Source organism: Bradyrhizobium sp. IC4059 (assembly GCF_020193615.1).
Lineage (GTDB): Bacteria > Pseudomonadota > Alphaproteobacteria > Rhizobiales > Xanthobacteraceae > Bradyrhizobium > Bradyrhizobium yuanmingense.
In genome coordinates this window covers 373,402-392,628 of record NZ_JADYVH010000005.1, presented here as the reverse complement: position 1 = coordinate 392,628, position 19,227 = coordinate 373,402, and the positions used below count along the sequence as shown (strand labels likewise).

The window sequence follows — 19,227 nt, the reverse complement described above, 5'->3', positions numbered from 1 at the left end:
CGGCGCGGCGGGTGGAACGGGAGCGGGCGATGCAGGTACCGGCAGTTCGACGGGATCCAGCGTAGGCGCCGGCGGCGGCAGTGGCGCGGGTTCCGGCCAGGGCGGTCCTCAGACCATCCGTCCGGGCGGCACAAACGATCCAACCCGACGCTAACAAACGTCGGCGCTTATTGACGTGAATAAGGGAAGGCTGCGGGATTCAACTCAGCAGCTTTCCCACGCCCTCGCCGCGACAGCGCAAGGCCTAGGGGTGGCACGGGCCCTACGGACTGAACAAACTGCGAAGAAACCGCTCCTTTTCGCCGGGCGCATAACCTTGAGAAGCGCCGAAATAAGGTTCAGTGGCGCCAGGATAAGCTGAGGTTTCCGGCGGCGGCGCGTAGGCGAAGCCCGAAGCTGGACCGGACGGGACCATACCCTGACCGGAATGGACAATCGCGTGCCGCCGGTGTGGATGACGCGCCTGTGCGGCGTCGGCAGCGCCGACCAAGGTGATCAGAAAACTGAAAACCAGAAGGAAACGCATCGCTGTTTCTCCAAACGCCCCCTGCCTAGGTGGCGTTCGGCCGCGGCGTTCCAACTCATCCTGGACTCACGATTAGTCACGTCCCTGGCATCAGATCACCCCGGCCATCCGCAACGCCACGCCCGCCGCGCAGCTGCCCGCCAGCACCGTCAGCATGCCGAGCTTGAACCGGAAGATCGCGGTGGCCGCCGCGATCGCCAGCACCAGCGCCGGCACGTCGACGCTCCTCAGCACCGGCATGTCGAAGTTCAGCGGAAACGCATGCACCGGCACGGTCTCGCGGAACAGGATGTGCAGCGCGAACCAAATCGACAGGTTGAGGATCACGCCGACCACGGCGGCGGTGATCGCGCTGAGCGCGCCGGCGAGGCCCGCGTTGCCGCGCAGGCGCTCGATGTAGGGCGCGCCGACGAAGATCCAGAGGAAGCAGGGCGTGAAGGTGACCCAGGTCGCGAGCAGGCCGCCGAGCGTGGCCGCGAGCATCGGCGACAGGCCGCTAGGGTCGCGATAGGCCGCCATGAAGCCCACGAATTGCAGCACCATGATCAGCGGGCCCGGCGTGGTCTCGGCCATGCCGAGACCGTCGAGCATCTCATGCGGCTTGAGCCAATGATAATGCTCGACCGCCTGCTGGGCGACATAGGCCAGCACCGCATAGGCGCCGCCGAACGTAACCAGCGCCATCTTCGAGAAGAACAGCGCGATCTGGCTGAACACATTGGCCTGACCCAGGGCCATCAGCAGTGCGATCACCGGCACCAGCCAAAGCGCCAGCCACAGTGCACCAACGCGGATCGCGCGCGCCGTGTTGGGCCGGACGTGATCGGGCACGGCCTCGCCGAGCATGCTGTCGATCGCGGCGCCGCCGCCATGGCCGTGACCGGCCGGCGCGAATTCCGGACGGCCGCTTCGGGCGCCGGCATAACCGATGAGGCCGGCGGCGATGATGATGATCGGGAAGGGGACCGCGAAGAAGAAGATCGCGACGAAGGCCGCGGCCGCGAGCGCGATCATGATGCGGTTCTTCAGCGCGCGCTTGCCGACGCGCACTACCGCCTCGACGACGATGGCGAGCACGGCCGCCTTGAGCCCGAAGAACAGCGCCTCGACGAAGCTGACATTGCCGAAGGCGGCATAGATGTAGCTGAGGCCCATGATGGCGATGATGCCGGGCAGGATGAACAGCCCGCCCGCCATCAGCCCGCCGGCGGTGCGATGCATCAGCCAGCCGACATAGGTCGCGAGCTGCTGCGCCTCAGGTCCCGGCAGCAGCATGCAATAGTTCAGTGCGTGCAGGAAACGGCCTTCGGAGATCCACTTCTTCTCCTCGACCAGGATGCGGTGCATCACCGCGATCTGGCCCGCGGGCCCGCCAAAGCTCAGGCAGGCGACACGGAGCCAGACGCGGAACGCTTCGTTGAAGCTGATGCCGTGACCGGCACCAGCTCCCGCTTGATCGGCGCGAACGTCCATTACGCCTTCACCTTGTTGGTCGGCCAGTTGTGAGTCTCGGTGGTGGCGTCGCGGCACCAGCGGTAGAAGGCATCATAGAGCAGCATGCCGGCCTCGAGCTGCTCGAGGTCGTCGTCATACATGCGCGACAGCCCGAGCGAGGCCGCGAGCAGGCCGGGCGCCTCCGGCGCGAGGTCGGGTCGCGCGGTGTCGGCGCCGCGCACCAGCGTCGCGAGGCGCAGCAGGGGCGGAGTCGCGATGCCGAACTCCTCGATCATCACGTCGAAGGTGCAGAGTTCGCCGCGGTGGCTCCAGAACACGTTCTCGATGTCGAAGGGCGCTGCGCCGAACCGCTCGCCGACGGCGACCACCTCGGACGGCGCGACATAGAGGAACACTGCGCCCGGATCGACGAAGCGGCGGATCAGCCACGGGCAGGCGATGCGGTCGACCTTCGGCCGCGCCCGCGTCACCCAGACGGTGCGACCCTTGGCATCGCGCGGCGGCAGCTTGCGGGCGTCGACCAGCGGCAGCTGGGCCGCCTTCCAGCCCTCGAAGCCGCCCTCCAGCGTTTCGGCCTGCGCGCCGAGCTGGCGTAACCAGGCCGCGGTGCCTTGCGCGAGCTTCTCGCCGCGGAGGCAGGAGACTACGGCGCGGCGGCCGGCGAAGGCGCCGCCCCAGTCCGCCACGTTGTCGTGGCCGAGCTTGATGGAGCCGGGAATCAGCCGCCGGTCGGCGGCGAAATCCTGCTCGGTGCGCACATCGATCAGAACAGGCGCATTCGCCGTGCCGATCAGCCGTGCCATTTTGTCGGATGAGATGGTCGTGAATGTAGACATGATGCGTCCTCGAGAACCAAACGGGACGCGATGCTTGGGCCTGTCGCCTCGTGGGGAGATCGCTCAAATCCCCATGGCGCAGATTACAGCGAAACTAAGAAGCACTGTCAATCCGCGGGACGATTGGTCCTTAGAAAATTGGTGCCTGCCGTCTATATTGGAGGCCAACAGAGCTGAATCTTCTGGAGAATTCGATGCATTCCCATTCCATCGAACAATGGACCCATGACCACGCCTTCCTGGGCGAGAAGCACGACGACAACGAGCGCCGCACCTGGTTCGTGGTCGTGCTGACGCTGGTCATGATGGTCGGCGAGATCGTCGCCGGCTCGCTGTTCGGTTCGATGGCGCTGCTCGCCGACGGCTGGCACATGGGCACCCATGCGGCGGCGCTCGGCATTGCCGCCTTCGCCTATCGCTTCGCGCGGCGGCATCTGGGGAATGCGCATTTCACCTTCGGCACCGGCAAGTTCGGCGATCTTGCCGCCTTCGCCAGCGCGATCATCCTCGGCCTGATCGCGGTCGAGATCGCCTATGAGAGCGTGCTGCGCTTGATCAATCCGGTGCCGATCGTCTACGGCGAGGCCATGGCCGTGGCTGCTCTCGGCTTGGGCGTCAATCTCGCCAGCGTGTGGCTGCTGCGCGACAGCCACGATCATCACCACGGCCATGGCCATGCGCATGATGACCACGCCGAGCATGACCACGAGCGCGATCATCACCACCATCAGCACGACAACAACCTCCGCGCGGCCTATGTCCATGTCATGACCGATGCCGCAACCTCGGTGCTGGCGATCGCAGCGCTCGGCCTTGCCATGTATTCCGGCTGGGTCTGGGCCGACCCGGCGGTGGGTCTGATCGGCAGCGCCGTGATCGCGAGCTGGGCATTCGGCCTGATCAAATCATCGGGTGCGGTGCTGCTCGACGTGCGCGCCGACGAGAAGCTGGAGCGGGTGATCCGCGCCCGCATGGAGGTCGGTGAGGATCGCGTCACCGACCTGCATCTCTGGCAGGTCGGCCCCGGCCATTGTGCCGTGCTGCTCTCGGTGGTGTCGGACAAGCCGAAGCAGCCGGCCGTCTACAAGCGGCGGCTCGCCGGGCTGAAGGGCCTCAGCCACGTCACGGTCGAGGTCGAGACCTGCCCGCATTAGCGGTGAGTGAACGTGACTTCGCGCATGACGAGAAGAAGTTTGCGTTTTCATTTTGAGTTGTCGCGATTGCGACCCACCCGGGCGTTTCGCAAATCGTGATCTGGTTCATAACCGAGCGGCCAGCTGCGCAGTATGGATTGACGTGCGCTCGATGAGGACGTGCGTGCGCTGAGTTCGCAACTGCCGGGCAAGGTCCGGTCAACATCAAGGTAGTGAAGCAGTACCGGCCTTAAGGGCCATTCACCTGAGAGCCCGGTCAGCGGAGGCCGGGCTTCGGAGAGACGAGCAATGGGCCTCGTGCAGCAGGACACCGTGGTCCTCTTGGTCGACCTCGTCGAGTCCGTGCGTCTGATGCGGGAGCATGAGGCGTCCGCGGTGCGTCGATGGACCGACTTCGTCCAACTTGCCACCGGCCAAATTCTGCCGCGTTATCGCGGCGGCCTCGTGAAGAGCCTCGGAGACGGGCTCATGGCCCGCTTCGAATCCGTGCGTGATGCCGTCAATGCCGCCGCCGAAATGCACCGGAGTATCGCCGTTCAGAACACCGGGCGGCCTGAAGATCAACACTTCCAGCTTCGTGCGGGGATCAACTCCTCCACCGCCTGGAGTGACGGCACTGACATCTATGGCACCGGCATCAACCTCGCAGCCCGGCTCGCAACTCTTGCCGGTCCCGGTGAAACCATCGCCAGCGAGGCCGCGCATGAGCAACTGGCGACAGCTCTTGCCAGCCTGGCCAGTCCGGGGGAGACGATTGGCAGCGCTGCGGCGCGCGACGAGCTGACGCACGGAGTGGATGCGCTGTGCGAAGATTTGGGCGACTGTATCCTCAAGCACTTTGACAAGCCGGTTCGCGCCTACCGCGTTGGTCCGGCCAGTCCACACCCAAGCCTCGCAGCTCGGCGAGACTATGGAACTCCCATGGAGCCGACGATCGCCGTCATCCCCTTCGACGCGCGCAAGGACGCGGAGGAGCATCTCGACGTTGGTAACCTGATCGCGGACAGCGTGATCTGGTGCCTCTCCAGATCGGCGAACCTCAAGGTGATCTCGCGTCTGTCGACCAACATATTTCGCGGCAGGGTCAGCGATGTGGCGGAAGTATCGGCGCATCTCGGTGCCACCTACATTCTCAGCGGCAGCTATGTGGTCGATGCGGACCGGATTCTGCTGACGGCGGAGCTGTCCGCGGCGCGAACCAATCAAGTCGTCTGGACCGACCGCCTGAGCGGCAATATCGGCGATCTGCTGCAGCCGGAGAGCGAACTGGCTCACCGCATCGCCGCTGCAGTGCATCTGTCGGTCTTCGATGCCGAGGTCGAGCATATCCTGACCCAGCCGTTACCGACGCTAGAAAGCTACTCGCTGCTGCTTGGCAGCATCCGCCTGATGCACCGGTCGAGCAGGGAGGAGTTTCTCCAGACCCGGACGGTGCTGGAGGAACTGATCAATCGCCACGGCCGAATAGCTGCCCCGCGCGCCTGGCTCGCCAACTGGTACATCCTGCGCATGACGCGCGGCTGGTCCGAGGACCGCAAACGCGAGGCCGCCGAGGCCTTGAGCGCCACTCGCGCGGCGCTCGACCGTGACCCGTCCGACGCGCTTGCGCTTGCGACCGAAGGCTTCGTCTATTGTCACATGTTGAAGGACCTGGACGCTGCCCGAAAGCGGTGCGAGCAGGCCGTCGATGCCAACCCCAGCCACGCGTTGGGCTGGCTCTACCGGGGCACCGTCGACGCCTTCAAAGGCGACGGCGAGGCAGCCGTGGACGCAACGCGGCGCGCTCTGAAACTCTCCCCGCTCGATCCGCAGCGGTATTATTTCGAGTCCCTGGGCGCCACGGCGCTTCTATCGGCGCATCGATACGACGAGGCGGAAGAGCTCGCGCGCTCATCTCTCATTCTCAATCGCATGCATCCGTCTACGTGGCGGGTCCTCGCTATCGCACTCGTTTCGCAGGGACGGGTCGCGGAGGCCCGCGAAGCCTTGGGCAAGATGTGCGAGCTCGAGCCGCATTTGACCCTAGATCGATACATCGGGCGCCTCCCCAATGCGCATCTCGAAACAGGCAGGCACTGGGCTCGCTGCCTCGAAGTGGCAGGACTACCGACGACAGGCTGACTAACCTCATACCGACTTGTTTTCATAAGGAGGCAGGCAATGGCTCAACTAGGCGGGGCGGGAGGAGCAGGCGGCGCAGGTGGTGCTGGCGGAGCCGGCGGCGCAGGGGGGGCAGGAGGTGCAGGCGGAGCGGGCGGCGCTGGAGGGGCCGGTGGGGCGATACTTGGCACGCTCGGCGACGTCTGGGCCAATCCCATTATGGTGGATGCACTCATCCGCGCTCGCGAAGGGACAATCGTTGTTCCCGAAATTTCGGCACCTCCATACTTCTATTTTTACGCGCCGGGCTTGCCGACAACGATCGACGACCCCGCCCAACTGGATCGCTGGGAGCCGTGGGTGCGCGCCTACACGGCGGTCGGGGAGATGCTGCAGGGCATCACCCTTCAGGTGTCGGCTACCGATCCAAACGCATTCCTGGTTCGGTCGCCCGCATACGTGATTGCGGAGATCGGACGTCCGAGCGCGTCGACGTTTCAAGACCAGATTGCGATGGTCCTGAGTTGGGCCGAGCTGCGCAACGAACGCGCCACGGAAATCATGGCGCAGATCGATCCCCAGTATGCCTTCTGGTCTTCGATCGTCTATCTGCATCCCGAGAGGAACAGGCGCACGTTCGAGCTCATCAACATGGTCCTGCAATTCTGTGTCTACGTGGAAATGCGCTTCAAGCATGCGCTAGGGTGCTCGCGTCCCGTGGAATACAACGCCCAGGTTCAGCCGATGATCACGACCCCGGGACACGGAAGTTTCCCGAGCGGACATGCGACGCAGGCTTACGCGGTAGCCTACGTGCTGAAACGGCTATTGAGCCTGCACAAGACGACATCCGGATTCCCGGAGATCGTCGAGCAGCTCGACCGGCAGGCCGCACGAATCGCAACCAATCGGGTCGTGGCCGGAGTCCATTTTCCAGTCGACAGCATGGCAGGGCGGATGCTGGGTATCGCCTTGGGCGAGTACTTCGTCGGCCGTTGTCTCGGGAGCACGGCAACCAAGAGCCGCAAATTCAACGCCAGCCACGCCGACAGTAACTCTCGCACGGATTTCAATCCCTTCCATGCTGACCAGGCGCTCAATGCCAACAAGTTCTATTCGGAAACCACAGGAGGGACTGTTACGCAGTCCCTCCTGATGAAGGAACTATGGGACAAGGCCTACTACGAAGTTTCGACAAGATTTCCGTAGGAAACACGTCCCTGCAACCGAAGTGGAGAGCATTCCATGGCCGAGGAATTGCCGAGATGCTTCGACCCGTACCTCCGGTACGCAATCGCGAGCGAATTTAAGAACTTCGATTTTTTCGACAAGCAGGAGTCCAAGCTATTCCTGTTCGTGGAGCTTAAGCACGCCGGGCTGGCCGATAATTTTGTGAGAGCCATGAGTCCTAGTGACTTCGGCGCCGAATTCGGGCTGACCAGCCCGAACTCGCGATATCTGACCATGCGGGCTTACATAAGGGCTGTCGAGAAGGACAGTTTCCGGGCGTGGGACGACAACGTATCCCGGGTCGAGCTGTCCCTCCCGTTGAAGCCGACGGCCATACAAAAGGGTGCGCAGCGCAACAGGTCCGCGAGCGAACAACCACCGACACCTCTCCTCATCGGCGTGATCGACGATGGCTGTCCGTTCGCGGCCGCTCAGTTTGTCAAAAGGATCGCGGGTGTCGCATCCGGGACACGCGTGCGCGGTGTCTGGGATCAGAACGAGCACGCAGGCCGAGTCCCGATCCCGGTAGGTGCCGACGTCTTTGGCGAGAAGCCGTTCGATTTCAATTACGGCCTCGAGTTCCTTCGAGACTCCATATCCGGCGTGGTTGGGCTCAACGACTGGATCCAGTTGCACAAGAGGGCAAACACGATCGACGAGGATGGCTGCTACGCGCGTGGAGGTTTCAAGACCCTCAACCATCAGGCCTCGCATGGTGCACATGTAATGGATGTCCTCGCCGGACGCATTCCGCTCTCGGCACGCATCGCGCGCCGCGATCCGCCAAGTTGGCAGCCCGGAGATCCCCTGACCGATCCCGCTTGCGAAGCAGATATCGTGTTCGTGCAGTTTCCCGAGAGCTGCCTTCGTGACGCGACCGGCGTCTGGCTGAAGGGTTACGTCGCCGATGCAGTCGATTACATCATGTCATTTGTCGATTCTGGCACAACGAACGTGGTGATCAATGTCAGCTACGGGCCGACAACCGGACCTCACAACGGCACGTCGGAGCTCGAGGGCAAGCTGAGGGAGCTTGTCACCCACTATGACGGCGTTTCCGTAAGTCCAAAGCTCGACGTCTTCCTGCCTGCCGGCAACAACTATCTGAGCGATGGGCACATCCATTTCGTCAGGCAAACCATGGCAGAGCCCGACCATGTCGAATGGACGTGGCGCCTTCCCCCCGACAATACCGTGCTCTGCTTTGCCGAAGTCTGGATGAAGAAGAACTGCACGGACAATGTCATTGTTACGCTCACCTCGCCCGGCGGTCGTAGCTCCTCGTCGACTGCCGGTCCAGCGCCTCCCGGTCCCCCACCCCCGCCGCCCGCTGCACCGGCGCTTCCGCCCTATACCGGTGCGTATGCCCCCGTTGACTGGGGTGACAACAGGGTGTGGCTGATTGCGGTCGAGCCCACCATCGCGGGAGCCGGCATGGTGCCCGAGCATGGGAATTGGAAGATCAAGGTGGAGGGCATCGAGTTGGGGAGCGAGGTTCATGCCTATGTGGCACGTACCGATCCGAACATGAACATGCGCACGGGTGCGAAGCGTTCGTACTTCATCGACGCCGGATGGGAGGCGGGTCGCGCGGCCGAGGCCGGCTGCACGTATGCCGGTGGGGAATTTGACAGGACCGGCTCGCTTGTTTCTCGCCTGGGCACCCTCAACGGGATCGGTACGGACAGCGTCGCGGGTGTGCAGGTGGCCGGCGGCTACATTCTGTCGGCGCCGAAACGCAAGTCGCCTTATTCGTCGGCGGGCCCCGCACGAACCGGGCCGCTCCCACGGCGAGTTGGTCCCGACTATGCGCTGTTCTGCGACGAGTCAGATGCTCTGCAGGGTGTACGTGCCGGGGGCAATCGAAGCGGCGTGGTGTTTCGGCTCATCGGTACCAGTGCCGCCGCGCCGCAGCTGGCGCGATTGGTTGCGGATCGGCGACCGTTGACGGTGCACGATGCTCCAGCCAGCCCTCCGGACGAGAAGCGAGGTGATGGCGATCTCTATCCGCCGTGATGTGGGCGAAGAGCGCGCCAGCTGGAAGGGCATCCGGTCGGGGCAAGCTTCCGGCCGCCGCCGGCCTCGATGCAGAAGATCGCAGACACGCTCGCCAAGGAGAAGGCGCAGCTCTGGATCAACCACGACAACCGCCCAGCGCGACAGCCAGAGGATGGCGCCGGAGTTTTACCGACTGACCTTTCCCTGAGGCCGCTGCCACAAGGGTGGCAACAGCATCATGCCAGGGCCCGCGAAAGCTCCGTGACAGGAGAAGGTCGTGGGCGAGTGGGGCGGAGTTACGATCGCGCTTGTCTCGAGCAGCTTCGGCGGGACTGCCGCGGCCGTCACCCGCTACCTCGTCGGCGGCGCCGATCCCGTCCTGCTCGCGGCCCTCCGTTGGGGGATCGGTTTTCTCTGCCTGTTGCCTTGCGCGTTTCTGCTCCGCGTGTCGGCGGCGCTGGCGGCTGGCCTCGCGCAAAGCCCACCGGGCGCATGGCGCGGCGAGTGATCATGACCGGTGCGGTGTTCTGCATGGCGTTCTACAACGTGCTGTCGCGACCGCTGATGCAGCGCTCGAGCGCGCTCGGTTTTCTCACCGTCGGCATGGGCGCGGGCGCCGTCGTACTGGTGCTGGCGGGGTTGGCGAAAGGCAGCTTTGCAGCGCTCGAGCACTTCACGGCGGCGCAATGGATTGCCGGCGTGCTGGTCAATCCGGCCGCCGGCCGGCGCGGATCAGGAACAGCGCGGCCAGCGCCGAGAGGCTGAGCGCGGATGAGACGATCAGCACCTTGGCGCCCATGAGGTCGATGAGCAGGCCAAAGGCGAGCGGCGCCACCGCCTGCGCCATCCGTGCCGGCGCGCCGATGATGCCGAGGCGATAGCCGAAATCCTTCGGGCCGAAGATCGACAGCGGCAGGGTGCCGCGGGCGATCGTCAGGATGCCGTTGCCGGAGCCGTGGAACAACGCGAACGCGCTCGCCGCAGCGCCGCCAAAGATTGCGACGGTCACGGCGCCGAGCGGGTGGGTGAGGCTGGCGAGCCGCGTCGACCACAGCGGATGGAAGCGGCTGAGGAAGCCGGCCTCCAGCATGCGGGCACCAACTTGCGCCGGCCCGATCAATGCGCCGGCCGCGATCGCCTCGGCTGGCGTTGCCCCCATCGTTTCCAGGATGCGCGGGAAATGCGCGGCCATCGCGCCGGTGACAGTCCAGACCGCCGCGAAGATGAAGGCCAGCAACATCATGGTGCGGTCGAGCGGCACATGCGGCTTCGCGGCCGCGGCTGCCGCCTGCTTGGCGCCCTTGATGACCGGCAGCATGAAGAAATTGAGCGGCAGGCCGATCAGGATATTGGCGGCGGCCCAGGCAAAACAGGTTTCGCGCCAGCCGATATGCGACAGGCCCCAGGCGGTGAGCGGCCAGCCGACGGTGGAGGCGAAGCCCGCCATCAGCGTGATGCCGGTGATCGGCCTGCGCGCCTCGGTGCCGTAGATGCGCCCCAAAGCGGCGAAGGCGGCATCGTAGAGCCCCATTGCCATGCCGATGCCGAGCACCAGCCAGGCGATCGCCATCACCATCACCGACTGCGAGATGCCAAGCAGCACGAGGCCGGCGGCAATGGTCACGTTGGACGCCGACAGCACCTGACGGCCGCCGACGAGATCGATCTGCCGTCCAATGCGCGGGCCCAGCATTGCGGAGATCACCAGCGCGGCCGAAAACGCACCGAAGATCCAGTTGGAGGAGACACCGAGCTCGCGTCCCATTGGGTCGGCGAGCAGCGCCGGCAGATAATAACTGGAGGCCCAGGCGAGGGTCTGCGTGGTGCCGAGCGCCAGGATGATCGGGAGCTGGCGCTGGGTCATGTCCTCGTATTTCTGATCGGCCGTGTCATCGGCGCATTTGCAGCTCGCGGCGAGAGCGCGTCAACCGCGTCTGCGGCATATTCGACCTGCTGCCGGCGGGGAGCCTTTGGGTTGTATGCAGACATCCGCCTTCCGCTCGTCACGAATGCACGCCATAATGGCGCATGCAATTGACCTCGCGCCTTACGCTGATGAACTGGCTGACCGGCCAGGGGCTCACGGGCCTGCCTGAAATTGAACTGCTCCGCGGCTTCTGCGAGCGTTGCTGCGCCGAGGGGCTGGAACTGTCGCGTGGCCTCGTCGTCATCGACACGCTGCATCCGATCTATGAAGGCCGCGGCTTCCGCTGGAGCGATCGTCCCAGCAACGAGAGCGATGCCTTCGAATACGGCTCGACCGCCGACGGCGACGCCGCCAAGAGCTGGCGCCGCTCGGTGTTCTTCCACATGCTCGAGAATGGCCACGACGAGATGGTGATCGATCTCGCCGATGCGCCGTCGATGGATTTCTCGCAGATCGGCGAACTCGCCGAGAAGGGCCACAAGCACTATCTCGCATTCGTCCACCGCTTCGGCGAGAACGGGGCGCTCGGCCTGATGGATTGCCTCTATTCCTGCTGGACCACCCGCCGCGCGAGCGGGTTCTCCGGACTGGAGCTGGAAGCGCTGCGCGATCTGGTTCCGGTGTTGGGGCTCGCGATCAAGTCGGCGCAGCAGGTCGACATCGCGCGCACGCTCGGCCGGGTCTATCTCGGCCGCGACGCCTCCGAGCAGGTGCTGCGCGGGCGCATCTCGCGCGGCGTCACCGAGCGCATCAATGCCGTGCTTTGGTATTCGGACCTGCGCGGCTCGACCGGCATCAGCGAGAGCATCGGTCCCGACGAGATCATCCCGTTCCTCAACGACTATGCGCAGGCCGTGATCGATCCGATCCACGAAGCCGGCGGCGACGTACTGAAGCTGATCGGCGACGGCGTGCTCGCGATGTTCTGGGGCGAGGACATGGCGGATGCGCGGCGGGCCGCGCTCCGCGCCGAGCACCTGTTCCGCAAGAATGTCGCTGCGCTGAACGAACGGCGGGCGGCGGAGGGCCGTCCGACCACGTCAGCCTATATCGGCCTGCATGTCGGCGAGGTCTTCTACGGCAATATCGGCAGCGAGGACCGGCTTGATTTCACCGTGGTCGGCCCGACCGTCAACGAGGTCAGCCGCATCGCCTCGATGAGCCGCTCGGTGGATCGCGAGCTCTTGGCCTCGTCCGAATTCTACAAGGGCCTAGATGCCGCCGGCCGCCGCTACCTCGTCTCCACCGGCCGCTACGCGCTGCGCGGCATCGGCCGCGCGCAGGATCTCTACACGCTCGATCCGGAAGTCGACGCGAGCGAGCCGGTCAGGGGCAGCTACGAGCGCTATCTGGCGGGTTAGTCTCCGCGGCCTCAACAGGCGCCGTCATTGCGAGCGCAGCGAAGCAATCCAGAGTCCCTCAACGGAGGGACCCTGGATTGCGTCGTCGCTACGCTCCTCGCAATGCACTTGTGGTCAGCACCGCGCCGCCACCTCATCTCCCACCATGTCCGGCTGCCGGTCCAGTCCCACTGCCGGTGACAGCAGGATCACCAGCGCCTGCACGCCGAATATCGCCGCGGCGAGATAGAGGCATGCCTCCGCGCTCCAGAGGCCGCCGACGAGCGCGCCCAGCACTGAACCGAGCGGGCGGGCGCCGTAGCTCATGATGTTGATGGCGGAGACGCGCCCGAGCAGTCTCGGCGGCGTCACGGACTGACGCAGCGTCGTGGTCGAGATCACCCACAGGATCGGGCCGACGCCGAGCAGGAAGAAGCTCAAGCCCGCGAGCCAGGGCGAGGGGACCAGCACCGTCAGCGCCATCACCAAGGCGGCGACGTAGCCCGTGACCGGGCCGAGCCCCACCACGGTGCCAAAGGCGATGCGCTTCATCACGCGCGTGGCGAGGAGCGCGCCGATCACCATGCCGACGCCGTACATCGTCAGCACCGTGCCGACACCGGCGGCGCTCAGACCGAGATGGCGCACGGCGTAAGGCACGAACACCGCAATTTGCAGGAACCAGCCGGTGTTGAAGATGAACTGGGTGATGAAGACCGGCCGCAGCAGCGGATGGTGAAACACGAAGGCCGCGCCCTCGCGGATCTCTTGGAGCGGATGCCGCCGGGGCGCTGGCGCACGTGCGGGCTCGTAGATGCCGGAGAGCAGCACGACCGCGATGGCGGAGAGCGCCGCGGCAAAGCCGAACGCCGGGCTCGCGCCCCACCACCCAACCAGCGCACCGCCGAGTGCAGGCCCGCTGGCGAAGGCGATGGTGCGCGCCAGCTCGATGCGCGCATTCGCCGCCGGCAACAGGTTGGAACTCACCAGCGAGGGCACCAGCGCCGGCGCGGCCACGCTGTAAACCACGGTGCCGCACACGGCGGCGAAGCCGAGCAGGGCCAGCAGCGGCAGGTTGAGGGCTCCCAGCGCGAGCAGCAGCACGACGGCCGCGAGCGCCACCGCCCGCAGCGCCTCGGCGCTCGCCATCAGCCTGCGGCGGGAAATGCGGTCTGCAAGCACGCCGGCGGGGATGGCGAACAGGACGAAGGGCAGGGTGAGCGCGGTCTGCAGCAGGCCGGTCTGGCCTTCGGCCACCCCCAGCGTCAGCACGGCGACGATGGGCGCTGCCGCGAGCGCAATCTGCTCGGCCGATTGCGCCGCGAGATTGGACCAGGCGAGGCGGTTGAAGGTGTCCGGGAGGCGAGACGGCGTTGACATAGCGCATATCCTGCTGAGGCGAATTCGCGCCAATGTTCGGCCTCGATGATCACGAAACCCACCCGCTTCCCGACAAGAGGCGATCTCCGCGGTCGGCGGCGGGAATGCCCGCCGCTAGATGCAGTTGCAAATGAGTTGCAATAAGAATGAACTTGGGTATTCTGCCGATATGGATGCCCGATCACCCCACATGACTCCCGACCTCGCCGGCTGGCGCGCCGACGCCCCCATCACCAAGAGCCTCGCTGAGGTCAATTCCACAGTCGCCATTCCGGCCGCCGGCCGGTGGTGGCGGCGGTTGCTGGCCTTCGTGGGGCCGGGCTACCTCGTCTCGGTCGGCTATATGGACCCCGGCAATTGGGCGACCGATCTCGCCGGCGGGTCGAAGTTCGGCTACACGCTGCTCTCCGTCATCCTGATCTCGAACTTGATGGCGATCCTGCTCCAGTCGCTGGCGGCTCGGCTCGGCATCGTCACCGACCGCGATCTCGCGCAGGCCTGCCGCGCCTCCTATCCCCGGGTGGTGAACTTCCTGCTCTGGCTCGCCTGCGAGGCGGCCATCATCGCCTGCGATCTCGCCGAGGTGATCGGCACGGCGATCGCGCTGAAGCTGCTGTTCGGCATTCCCCTGATTGGCGGCGCATTGATTGCAGCCCTCGACGCCTTCCTGCTGCTGCTGCTGATGAACCGGGGCTTCCGCTTCCTGGAGGCTTTCGTCATCGCGCTGCTGGTGGTGATCGCCGTTTGCTTCGCGGTGCAGATCGCGGCGGCGGCTCCGCCGGTGGCAGAGGTCTTGCGGGGCTTCGTGCCCAAGAGCGAGATCTTCACCAATTCCGACATGCTCTACATCGCGATCGGCATCATCGGCGCCACCGTGATGCCGCACAATCTCTACCTGCACTCCTCGATCGTGCAGACGCGCGCTTATGAACGCAACGACACCGGCCGGCGCGAAGCGATCAAATGGGCGACGACGGACTCGACCATCGCGCTGATGCTGGCGCTGTTCATCAACGCCGCGATCCTTGTCGTCGCTGCTGCGACCTTCCACAAGAGCGGCCACTCCGACGTGGCCGGGATTGAGCAGGCGTTCGAACTGCTGTCGCCGCTGCTCGGCCTCGGCATCGCCTCGACGCTGTTCGCGGTGGCGCTGCTCGCCTCGGGCCTCAACTCGACGGTCACCGCGACGCTCGCTGGCCAGATCGTGATGGAGGGCTTTCTCGACCTGCGCCTGCCGAGCTGGGCGCGCCGCCTCTTGACCCGCGGCATCGCCATCATTCCCGTGATCATCGTCACCGCGATCTACGGTGAGCGCGGCACCGCGGATTTGCTTGTGTTCAGCCAGGTCGTGCTGTCGATGCAGCTGCCTTTCGCGGTGATCCCGCTGGTGCGCTTCGTCTCGGATCGGCGCAAGATGGGCAAGTTCGCGATCCCGATGTCGGTTGCCGCGGTCGCCTGGATCGTCGCGGGCATCATCGTGATTTTGAATCTGAAGTTGCTGGCAGATACGTTCTTTGGGTGAGTGGCGAATGGCGAGTAGCGAGTGGGGGCGTTCTCCTATTCGCTACTCGCCATTCACTAATCCTGCGGCTCGGACGCCGTGTCGCCCTGCGCGTCGATGCGCAGCCAGCCTGAGGGGGCGAGGCGCTGCTGCGGCAGGAAGCGGGCCTTGTAGTCCATCTTCTTGGAGCCTTCGATCCAGTAGCCGAGATAGACGTAAGGCAGCCCTTGCCGTCGCGCACGGGCGATATGGTCGAGGATCATGAAGGTGCCCATCGAGCGGCTGACCTGGCCAGGCTCGAAGAACGAATAGACCATCGACAGGCCGTCGCTGAGAACGTCGGTGAGCGCCACTGCGATCAGCTCCTCGCCGCGGCCGGTGATGCCGCTGTCGGGGCCGCGCTTGCGGTATTCGATGATGCGGGTCTCGACGTGGCTGTCCTCGACCATCATGGCGTAGTCGAGCACGGTCATGTCGGCCATCCCGCCGTGGCGGTGGCGGGCGTCGAGATAGGCGCGGAACACCGAATATTGCTCGGAGGTCGGCACCGCGCTGCGCTGCTCGCCGATGATGTCGGCGTTGCGGGCCATCACCTTGCGGAAGTTGCGCGAGGGGCGGAACTCGTTGGCGATGACCCGGACCGAGACGCAGGCCCGGCACTGGTCGCAGGCGGGACGGTAGGCGATCGACTGGCTGCGGCGGAAACCGCCATGGGTGAGCAGGTCGTTGAGGTCACCGGCGCGGTCCCCGACCAGATGCGTGAACACCTTGCGCTCATGTCGGCCCGGCAAATACGGGCAGGGCGAGGGCGCCGTGAGGTAAAACTGGGGGGTGTCGCGCGAGTGCTGGGTCAAGGGACGTCGTGGGCCTCCGAAACAGGCATCAGCATCGCGCTCCAAAAGCCCCCGGTCAATCGATTAGCTCACCACGTCCGCGCCGCCTGCGGAGTGGGTATGCGAACCGAATTGTTGATCACGACCGTTCCCAGCACGAAATCGTGCAGCAGGCGACGGCGGCCGTTGAACAGGCCGACCAGCACCACGAACGGCGACAGGAACGAGACCGTCACCCAGAACAGCACGGCATGGGTGGCGCCGAGCACGAAGTAGCCGGGCGCGCCGTACCAGGTGCGCAGCTCCAGGTCCATCAGGCGCATGCCGACCGTGGCGGAGGACGCACCGCCGATGCTGGCGCCGTAATAGACGATAGCCCAGATCACGGAGGCCGGCCAGGCGATCCAGAACAGCGCCCAGCCGATGCCGAGGGTGACCACGCCGAACAAGGCGATGAAGATGTAGCCGAGGATCACCGGCACCGAGATCACGACCATGTCGATAAGGAAGGCGAACACCCGCCGCGTCGCGACGCCCCGGAACAGTTCCGGATGCAGGTCAGGGTCGTAGGCATGCGGTTGCATGGCGCCGTCATCGCGCCAGCCTCCTGAATTGCCCGAGTTGTACGACATGGACCGTTCTCCCAGCGAAGCCCCCCCGCAGGACATGGGAACAGGCCATGCCCGTGCCAAGGGCGCGCGGGCGGCAGCAAGCCGAAATATTCCGGCGATTCGGGGGCGGCGGATCGGGCGGTCCTCTAGGGTGGGCCAAGGCGCGCTTGCGCCGTGCCCACCATTGCCCGCCGACTTACACGATGGATGAATCGGTGGGCCCGCTTCGCTTGGCCCACCCTACGACAGCTTACGTCTGGCCCCGCAGCTTCTCCGCTGCCTTCGGCGCAAAATAGCTCAACACACCGTCGGCGCCGGCGCGTTTGAAGGCGAGCAGGCTTTCCATCATGGCACGGTCGCCGTCGAGCCAGCCGTTGTTTGCGGCTGCGGCGATCATCGCGTATTCGCCGGAGACCTGATAGGCGAAGGTCGGCATCGCAAACGTGTCCTTCACGCGGCGGACCACGTCGAGATAGGGCATGCCGGGCTTCACCATCACCATGTCGGCGCCCTCGGCGATGTCGAGCTCGACCTCGCGCAGCGCTTCATCGGTGTTGGCGCTATCCATCTGATAGGTGCGCTTGTCGCCGGTGAGCGTCTTGGCCGAGCCGATGGCGTCGCGGAACGGGCCATAGAAGGCGGAGGCGTATTTCGCGGCATAGGCCATGATCTGCACGTCGAGCAGGCCGGCGCGGTCCAGCCCCTCGCGGATCGCGGCGACGCGGCCGTCCATCATGTCGGAGGGCGCGATGATGTCGCAGCCGGCTTCGGCCTGCACCAAGGCCTGACGCACCAGCACGGCGACCGTCTCGTCATTCAGGATCTTGCCGTCGGAGATCAGGCCGTCATGGCCGTGGCTGGTGAAGGGATCGAGCGCGACGTCGCAGAGGATACCGATCTCCGGAAACTCCTTCTTGATCGCGCGCACGGCCTGGCAGACCAGGTTGTTCGGGTTGGTGGCTTCCGAGCCTTCCTCGTCGCGCAGGGACGGATCGGTGTAGGGAAACAGCGCGATGCAGGGGATGGTCAGCTTCATCGCGCGCTCGGCCTCGCGCACGGCCTGGTCGACGCTGAGGCGGTCGACGCCGGGCATCGAGGCGACCTGCTCGCGCTTGTTGGTGCCGTCGATCAGGAACAGCGGCCAGATCAGGTCGTCGGTGGTGAGGACGTTCTCGCGCACCATGCGCCGGGCCCACTCGGCCTTGCGGTTGCGGCGCGGACGGACGGTCAGATCGAGGGCATGCGGCACTGCCGTGCTGTCCCGGCGCGAAACGTCGCGCAATTCGATCGGACGTCCGTATTTGATCGCCATCACTCTTCCTCCGGCTGGAATTATTCTTATACCAGCTCGCATGGTTCCCGTCACCGCGGCTTGACCTGCCGCAAGGCAGATCTGAACCTGACTTGGGCAGCCGATTGATTTTGCGGGCCGAAGCAGCCAGAAGGGGCCATGTCCGAGATCTCCACCCGCGATGCGGCCCAAGGCGGCGCCAATGCCAGGGACGCTGCCCGTGACACTGCCCGAGAGAGCGCGCTTTCAGTGGCGGCGATCTCCTCGGAGCGCTCGGAGTCCGACGACAATGTCTGGACCCGACGGCTGGTGCTGTTCCTGCGGGTGATGGCGCTGCTCTCGATCCTGAAAGGCCTCTATCACTGGGCGCAGGTCACGGGCTTCGTCGGCGGCGAGGACGAGGCGTTCGAGAACCAGTCGATGGCCTGGCAGGCCGCGACGGTCTACTTCGCGGTGATCGAGCTCGTCGCCGCCGTCGGCCTCTGGCTGGCGACGCCCTGGGGCGCGGTGGTGTGGCTGACGACCGTGGTGTCGATGGCCGTGATCGAGCTGATGTTCCCGGGAATCTACGGCGGCAGCCTCGTCGTGGTCGGCGTCGAGGTCTTCATGCTGGCCGCTTATCTTGCGCTCGCCTGGATGGCCGCGCGCGAGCGGCCGCCGTAGCGCGCAGAGATTCACGCTCACGCTCTCGTGCCCCGGACGCAATGCAGCACGCCGAAGTTTGCGGCGTGATGCGTTGCAGAGCCGGGGCCCATCTTTCCGATATCTCGCTTTTGGCTTCTGGGATCCCGGGTCGGCGCGCCGCTTGCTGCGCTTGTCCGGGACAGGAGAATGTTGCGTTTGGTTGACCGCTGGTTGCCTAAAATTCGCGGTAAGTTTTCATTGACCAGCCGGTTCCGCCACAGCTCTTACGCGTGCGTTTCGAAACGGGGCGGGGCTGTTCTGGAATGCGACAACAGCGGCGGACGGAGGGTGAACAGGACCTTGCGAAGGTCAACAGAGGCTTTCAAAAAGTACTTGTGGCACAGGCTTAATGCGCAATTCA

The 19,227-nt window shown here is 65.2% G+C and carries 17 protein-coding genes; 9 read left to right on the top strand and 8 right to left on the bottom strand.

Annotation, left to right across the window (positions count from 1 at the left end; all coding sequences use genetic code 11):
- Nucleotides 1-262: 262 nt before the first annotated feature.
- From I6F12_RS18425 to I6F12_RS18415, 3 genes are all read right to left on the bottom strand, one after another.
- The gene (locus I6F12_RS18425; protein WP_146207726.1) at nucleotides 263-526 is read right to left on the bottom strand and encodes a hypothetical protein; all 264 of its coding nucleotides are present in this window, start codon (nucleotides 524-526) and stop codon (nucleotides 263-265) included.
- A 90-nt stretch (nucleotides 527-616) separates the two neighbouring features.
- Entirely contained in the window at nucleotides 617-1,999 is a 1,383-nt protein-coding gene (gene chrA / locus I6F12_RS18420; protein ID WP_225156962.1) for a chromate efflux transporter, read from the bottom strand.
- A complete protein-coding gene (locus tag I6F12_RS18415) occupies nucleotides 1,999-2,817 on the bottom strand; it encodes a chromate resistance protein ChrB domain-containing protein (RefSeq protein ID WP_225125115.1) in 819 nt (272 codons plus the stop codon). Before I6F12_RS18415 ends, chrA begins: the two co-directional genes overlap by 1 nt.
- Nucleotides 2,818-3,011: 194 nt before the next feature.
- Here I6F12_RS18415 and dmeF point away from each other — a divergent pair, with 194 nt between their 5' ends.
- The 6 genes from dmeF (at nucleotide 3,012) to I6F12_RS18385 (ending at nucleotide 10,064) form a co-directional block, all read left to right on the top strand.
- A complete protein-coding gene (gene dmeF, locus I6F12_RS18410; RefSeq protein ID WP_036014991.1) occupies nucleotides 3,012-3,971 on the top strand; it encodes a CDF family Co(II)/Ni(II) efflux transporter DmeF in 960 nt (319 codons plus the stop codon).
- A gap of 288 nt (nucleotides 3,972-4,259) precedes the next feature.
- A complete protein-coding gene (locus I6F12_RS18405) occupies nucleotides 4,260-6,092 on the top strand; it encodes a tetratricopeptide repeat protein (RefSeq protein WP_225156961.1) in 1,833 nt (610 codons plus the stop codon).
- A gap of 39 nt (nucleotides 6,093-6,131) precedes the next feature.
- Entirely contained in the window at nucleotides 6,132-7,280 is a 1,149-nt protein-coding gene (locus tag I6F12_RS18400) for a phosphatase PAP2 family protein (RefSeq protein ID WP_225156960.1), read from the top strand.
- A gap of 36 nt (nucleotides 7,281-7,316) precedes the next feature.
- A complete protein-coding gene (locus I6F12_RS18395; protein ID WP_225156959.1) occupies nucleotides 7,317-9,317 on the top strand; it encodes a hypothetical protein in 2,001 nt (666 codons plus the stop codon).
- Nucleotides 9,318-9,576: 259 nt separating this feature from the next.
- A complete protein-coding gene (locus I6F12_RS18390) occupies nucleotides 9,577-9,807 on the top strand; it encodes a hypothetical protein (RefSeq protein WP_225140099.1) in 231 nt (76 codons plus the stop codon).
- 2 nt (nucleotides 9,808-9,809) lie between these two features.
- A complete protein-coding gene (locus tag I6F12_RS18385; RefSeq protein WP_225140098.1) occupies nucleotides 9,810-10,064 on the top strand; it encodes a hypothetical protein in 255 nt (84 codons plus the stop codon).
- On the opposite strand, the gene I6F12_RS18380 is transcribed toward I6F12_RS18385, so the two are convergent.
- On the bottom strand, nucleotides 10,006-11,163 hold the full coding sequence (locus I6F12_RS18380; protein ID WP_225156958.1) for an MFS transporter: 1,158 nt from the start codon (nucleotides 11,161-11,163) through the stop codon (nucleotides 10,006-10,008). The genes I6F12_RS18385 and I6F12_RS18380 overlap by 59 nt on opposite strands.
- Before the next feature lie 164 nt (nucleotides 11,164-11,327).
- Between I6F12_RS18380 and I6F12_RS18375 the strand changes: the two genes are divergently transcribed.
- Nucleotides 11,328-12,587, top strand: coding sequence for an adenylate/guanylate cyclase domain-containing protein (locus tag I6F12_RS18375; protein ID WP_036014983.1), 1,260 nt, complete (start codon nucleotides 11,328-11,330; stop codon nucleotides 12,585-12,587).
- A gap of 114 nt (nucleotides 12,588-12,701) precedes the next feature.
- Here the strand turns inward: I6F12_RS18375 and I6F12_RS18370 are convergent, their stop codons facing one another.
- Nucleotides 12,702-13,946: an MFS transporter gene (locus I6F12_RS18370; protein ID WP_225156957.1), complete on the bottom strand. Its 1,245-nt coding sequence runs from the start codon at nucleotides 13,944-13,946 to the stop codon at nucleotides 12,702-12,704.
- 169 nt (nucleotides 13,947-14,115) lie between these two features.
- On the opposite strand from I6F12_RS18370, the gene I6F12_RS18365 reads away from it, so the two are divergent.
- Nucleotides 14,116-15,468, top strand: a complete 1,353-nt coding sequence (locus I6F12_RS18365; protein ID WP_225113061.1) for an Nramp family divalent metal transporter — start codon at nucleotides 14,116-14,118, stop codon at nucleotides 15,466-15,468.
- Nucleotides 15,469-15,524: 56 nt separating this feature from the next.
- On the opposite strand, the gene I6F12_RS18360 is transcribed toward I6F12_RS18365, so the two are convergent.
- From I6F12_RS18360 to hemB, 3 genes are all read right to left on the bottom strand, one after another.
- The gene (locus I6F12_RS18360; protein ID WP_036014979.1) at nucleotides 15,525-16,301 is read right to left on the bottom strand and encodes an arginyltransferase; all 777 of its coding nucleotides are present in this window, start codon (nucleotides 16,299-16,301) and stop codon (nucleotides 15,525-15,527) included.
- Nucleotides 16,302-16,369: 68 nt separating this feature from the next.
- Nucleotides 16,370-16,912, bottom strand: coding sequence for an RDD family protein (locus tag I6F12_RS18355; RefSeq protein ID WP_074448003.1), 543 nt, complete (start codon nucleotides 16,910-16,912; stop codon nucleotides 16,370-16,372).
- A 229-nt stretch (nucleotides 16,913-17,141) separates the two neighbouring features.
- On the bottom strand, nucleotides 17,142-18,203 hold the full coding sequence (gene hemB / locus I6F12_RS18350) for a porphobilinogen synthase (protein WP_036025484.1): 1,062 nt from the start codon (nucleotides 18,201-18,203) through the stop codon (nucleotides 17,142-17,144).
- 138 nt (nucleotides 18,204-18,341) lie between these two features.
- Here hemB and I6F12_RS18345 point away from each other — a divergent pair, with 138 nt between their 5' ends.
- Nucleotides 18,342-18,845, top strand: a complete 504-nt coding sequence (locus tag I6F12_RS18345) for a DUF6163 family protein (RefSeq protein ID WP_025036697.1) — start codon at nucleotides 18,342-18,344, stop codon at nucleotides 18,843-18,845.
- Nucleotides 18,846-19,227 lie beyond the last annotated feature (382 nt).

Excerpts from the sequence above, each read along its gene's own strand:
- I6F12_RS18425 (WP_146207726.1), bottom strand. The coding sequence starts at position 526 with ATGCGTTTCCTTCTGGTTTTCAGTTTTCTGATCACCTTGGTCGGCGCT.
- chrA (WP_225156962.1), bottom strand. The coding sequence starts at position 1,999 with ATGGACGTTCGCGCCGATCAAGCGGGAGCTGGTGCCGGTCACGGCATC.
- I6F12_RS18415 (WP_225125115.1), bottom strand. The coding sequence starts at position 2,817 with ATGTCTACATTCACGACCATCTCATCCGACAAAATGGCACGGCTGATC.
- dmeF (WP_036014991.1), top strand. The coding sequence starts at position 3,012 with ATGCATTCCCATTCCATCGAACAATGGACCCATGACCACGCCTTCCTG.
- I6F12_RS18405 (WP_225156961.1), top strand. The coding sequence starts at position 4,260 with ATGGGCCTCGTGCAGCAGGACACCGTGGTCCTCTTGGTCGACCTCGTC.
- I6F12_RS18400 (WP_225156960.1), top strand. The coding sequence starts at position 6,132 with ATGGCTCAACTAGGCGGGGCGGGAGGAGCAGGCGGCGCAGGTGGTGCT.
- I6F12_RS18395 (WP_225156959.1), top strand. The coding sequence starts at position 7,317 with ATGGCCGAGGAATTGCCGAGATGCTTCGACCCGTACCTCCGGTACGCA.
- I6F12_RS18385 (WP_225140098.1), top strand. The coding sequence starts at position 9,810 with ATGACCGGTGCGGTGTTCTGCATGGCGTTCTACAACGTGCTGTCGCGA.
- I6F12_RS18380 (WP_225156958.1), bottom strand. The coding sequence starts at position 11,163 with ATGACCCAGCGCCAGCTCCCGATCATCCTGGCGCTCGGCACCACGCAG.
- I6F12_RS18375 (WP_036014983.1), top strand. The coding sequence starts at position 11,328 with ATGCAATTGACCTCGCGCCTTACGCTGATGAACTGGCTGACCGGCCAG.
- I6F12_RS18370 (WP_225156957.1), bottom strand. The coding sequence starts at position 13,946 with ATGTCAACGCCGTCTCGCCTCCCGGACACCTTCAACCGCCTCGCCTGG.
- I6F12_RS18365 (WP_225113061.1), top strand. The coding sequence starts at position 14,116 with ATGGATGCCCGATCACCCCACATGACTCCCGACCTCGCCGGCTGGCGC.
- I6F12_RS18355 (WP_074448003.1), bottom strand. The coding sequence starts at position 16,912 with ATGTCGTACAACTCGGGCAATTCAGGAGGCTGGCGCGATGACGGCGCC.
- hemB (WP_036025484.1), bottom strand. The coding sequence starts at position 18,203 with ATGGCGATCAAATACGGACGTCCGATCGAATTGCGCGACGTTTCGCGC.
- I6F12_RS18345 (WP_025036697.1), top strand. The coding sequence starts at position 18,342 with ATGTCCGAGATCTCCACCCGCGATGCGGCCCAAGGCGGCGCCAATGCC.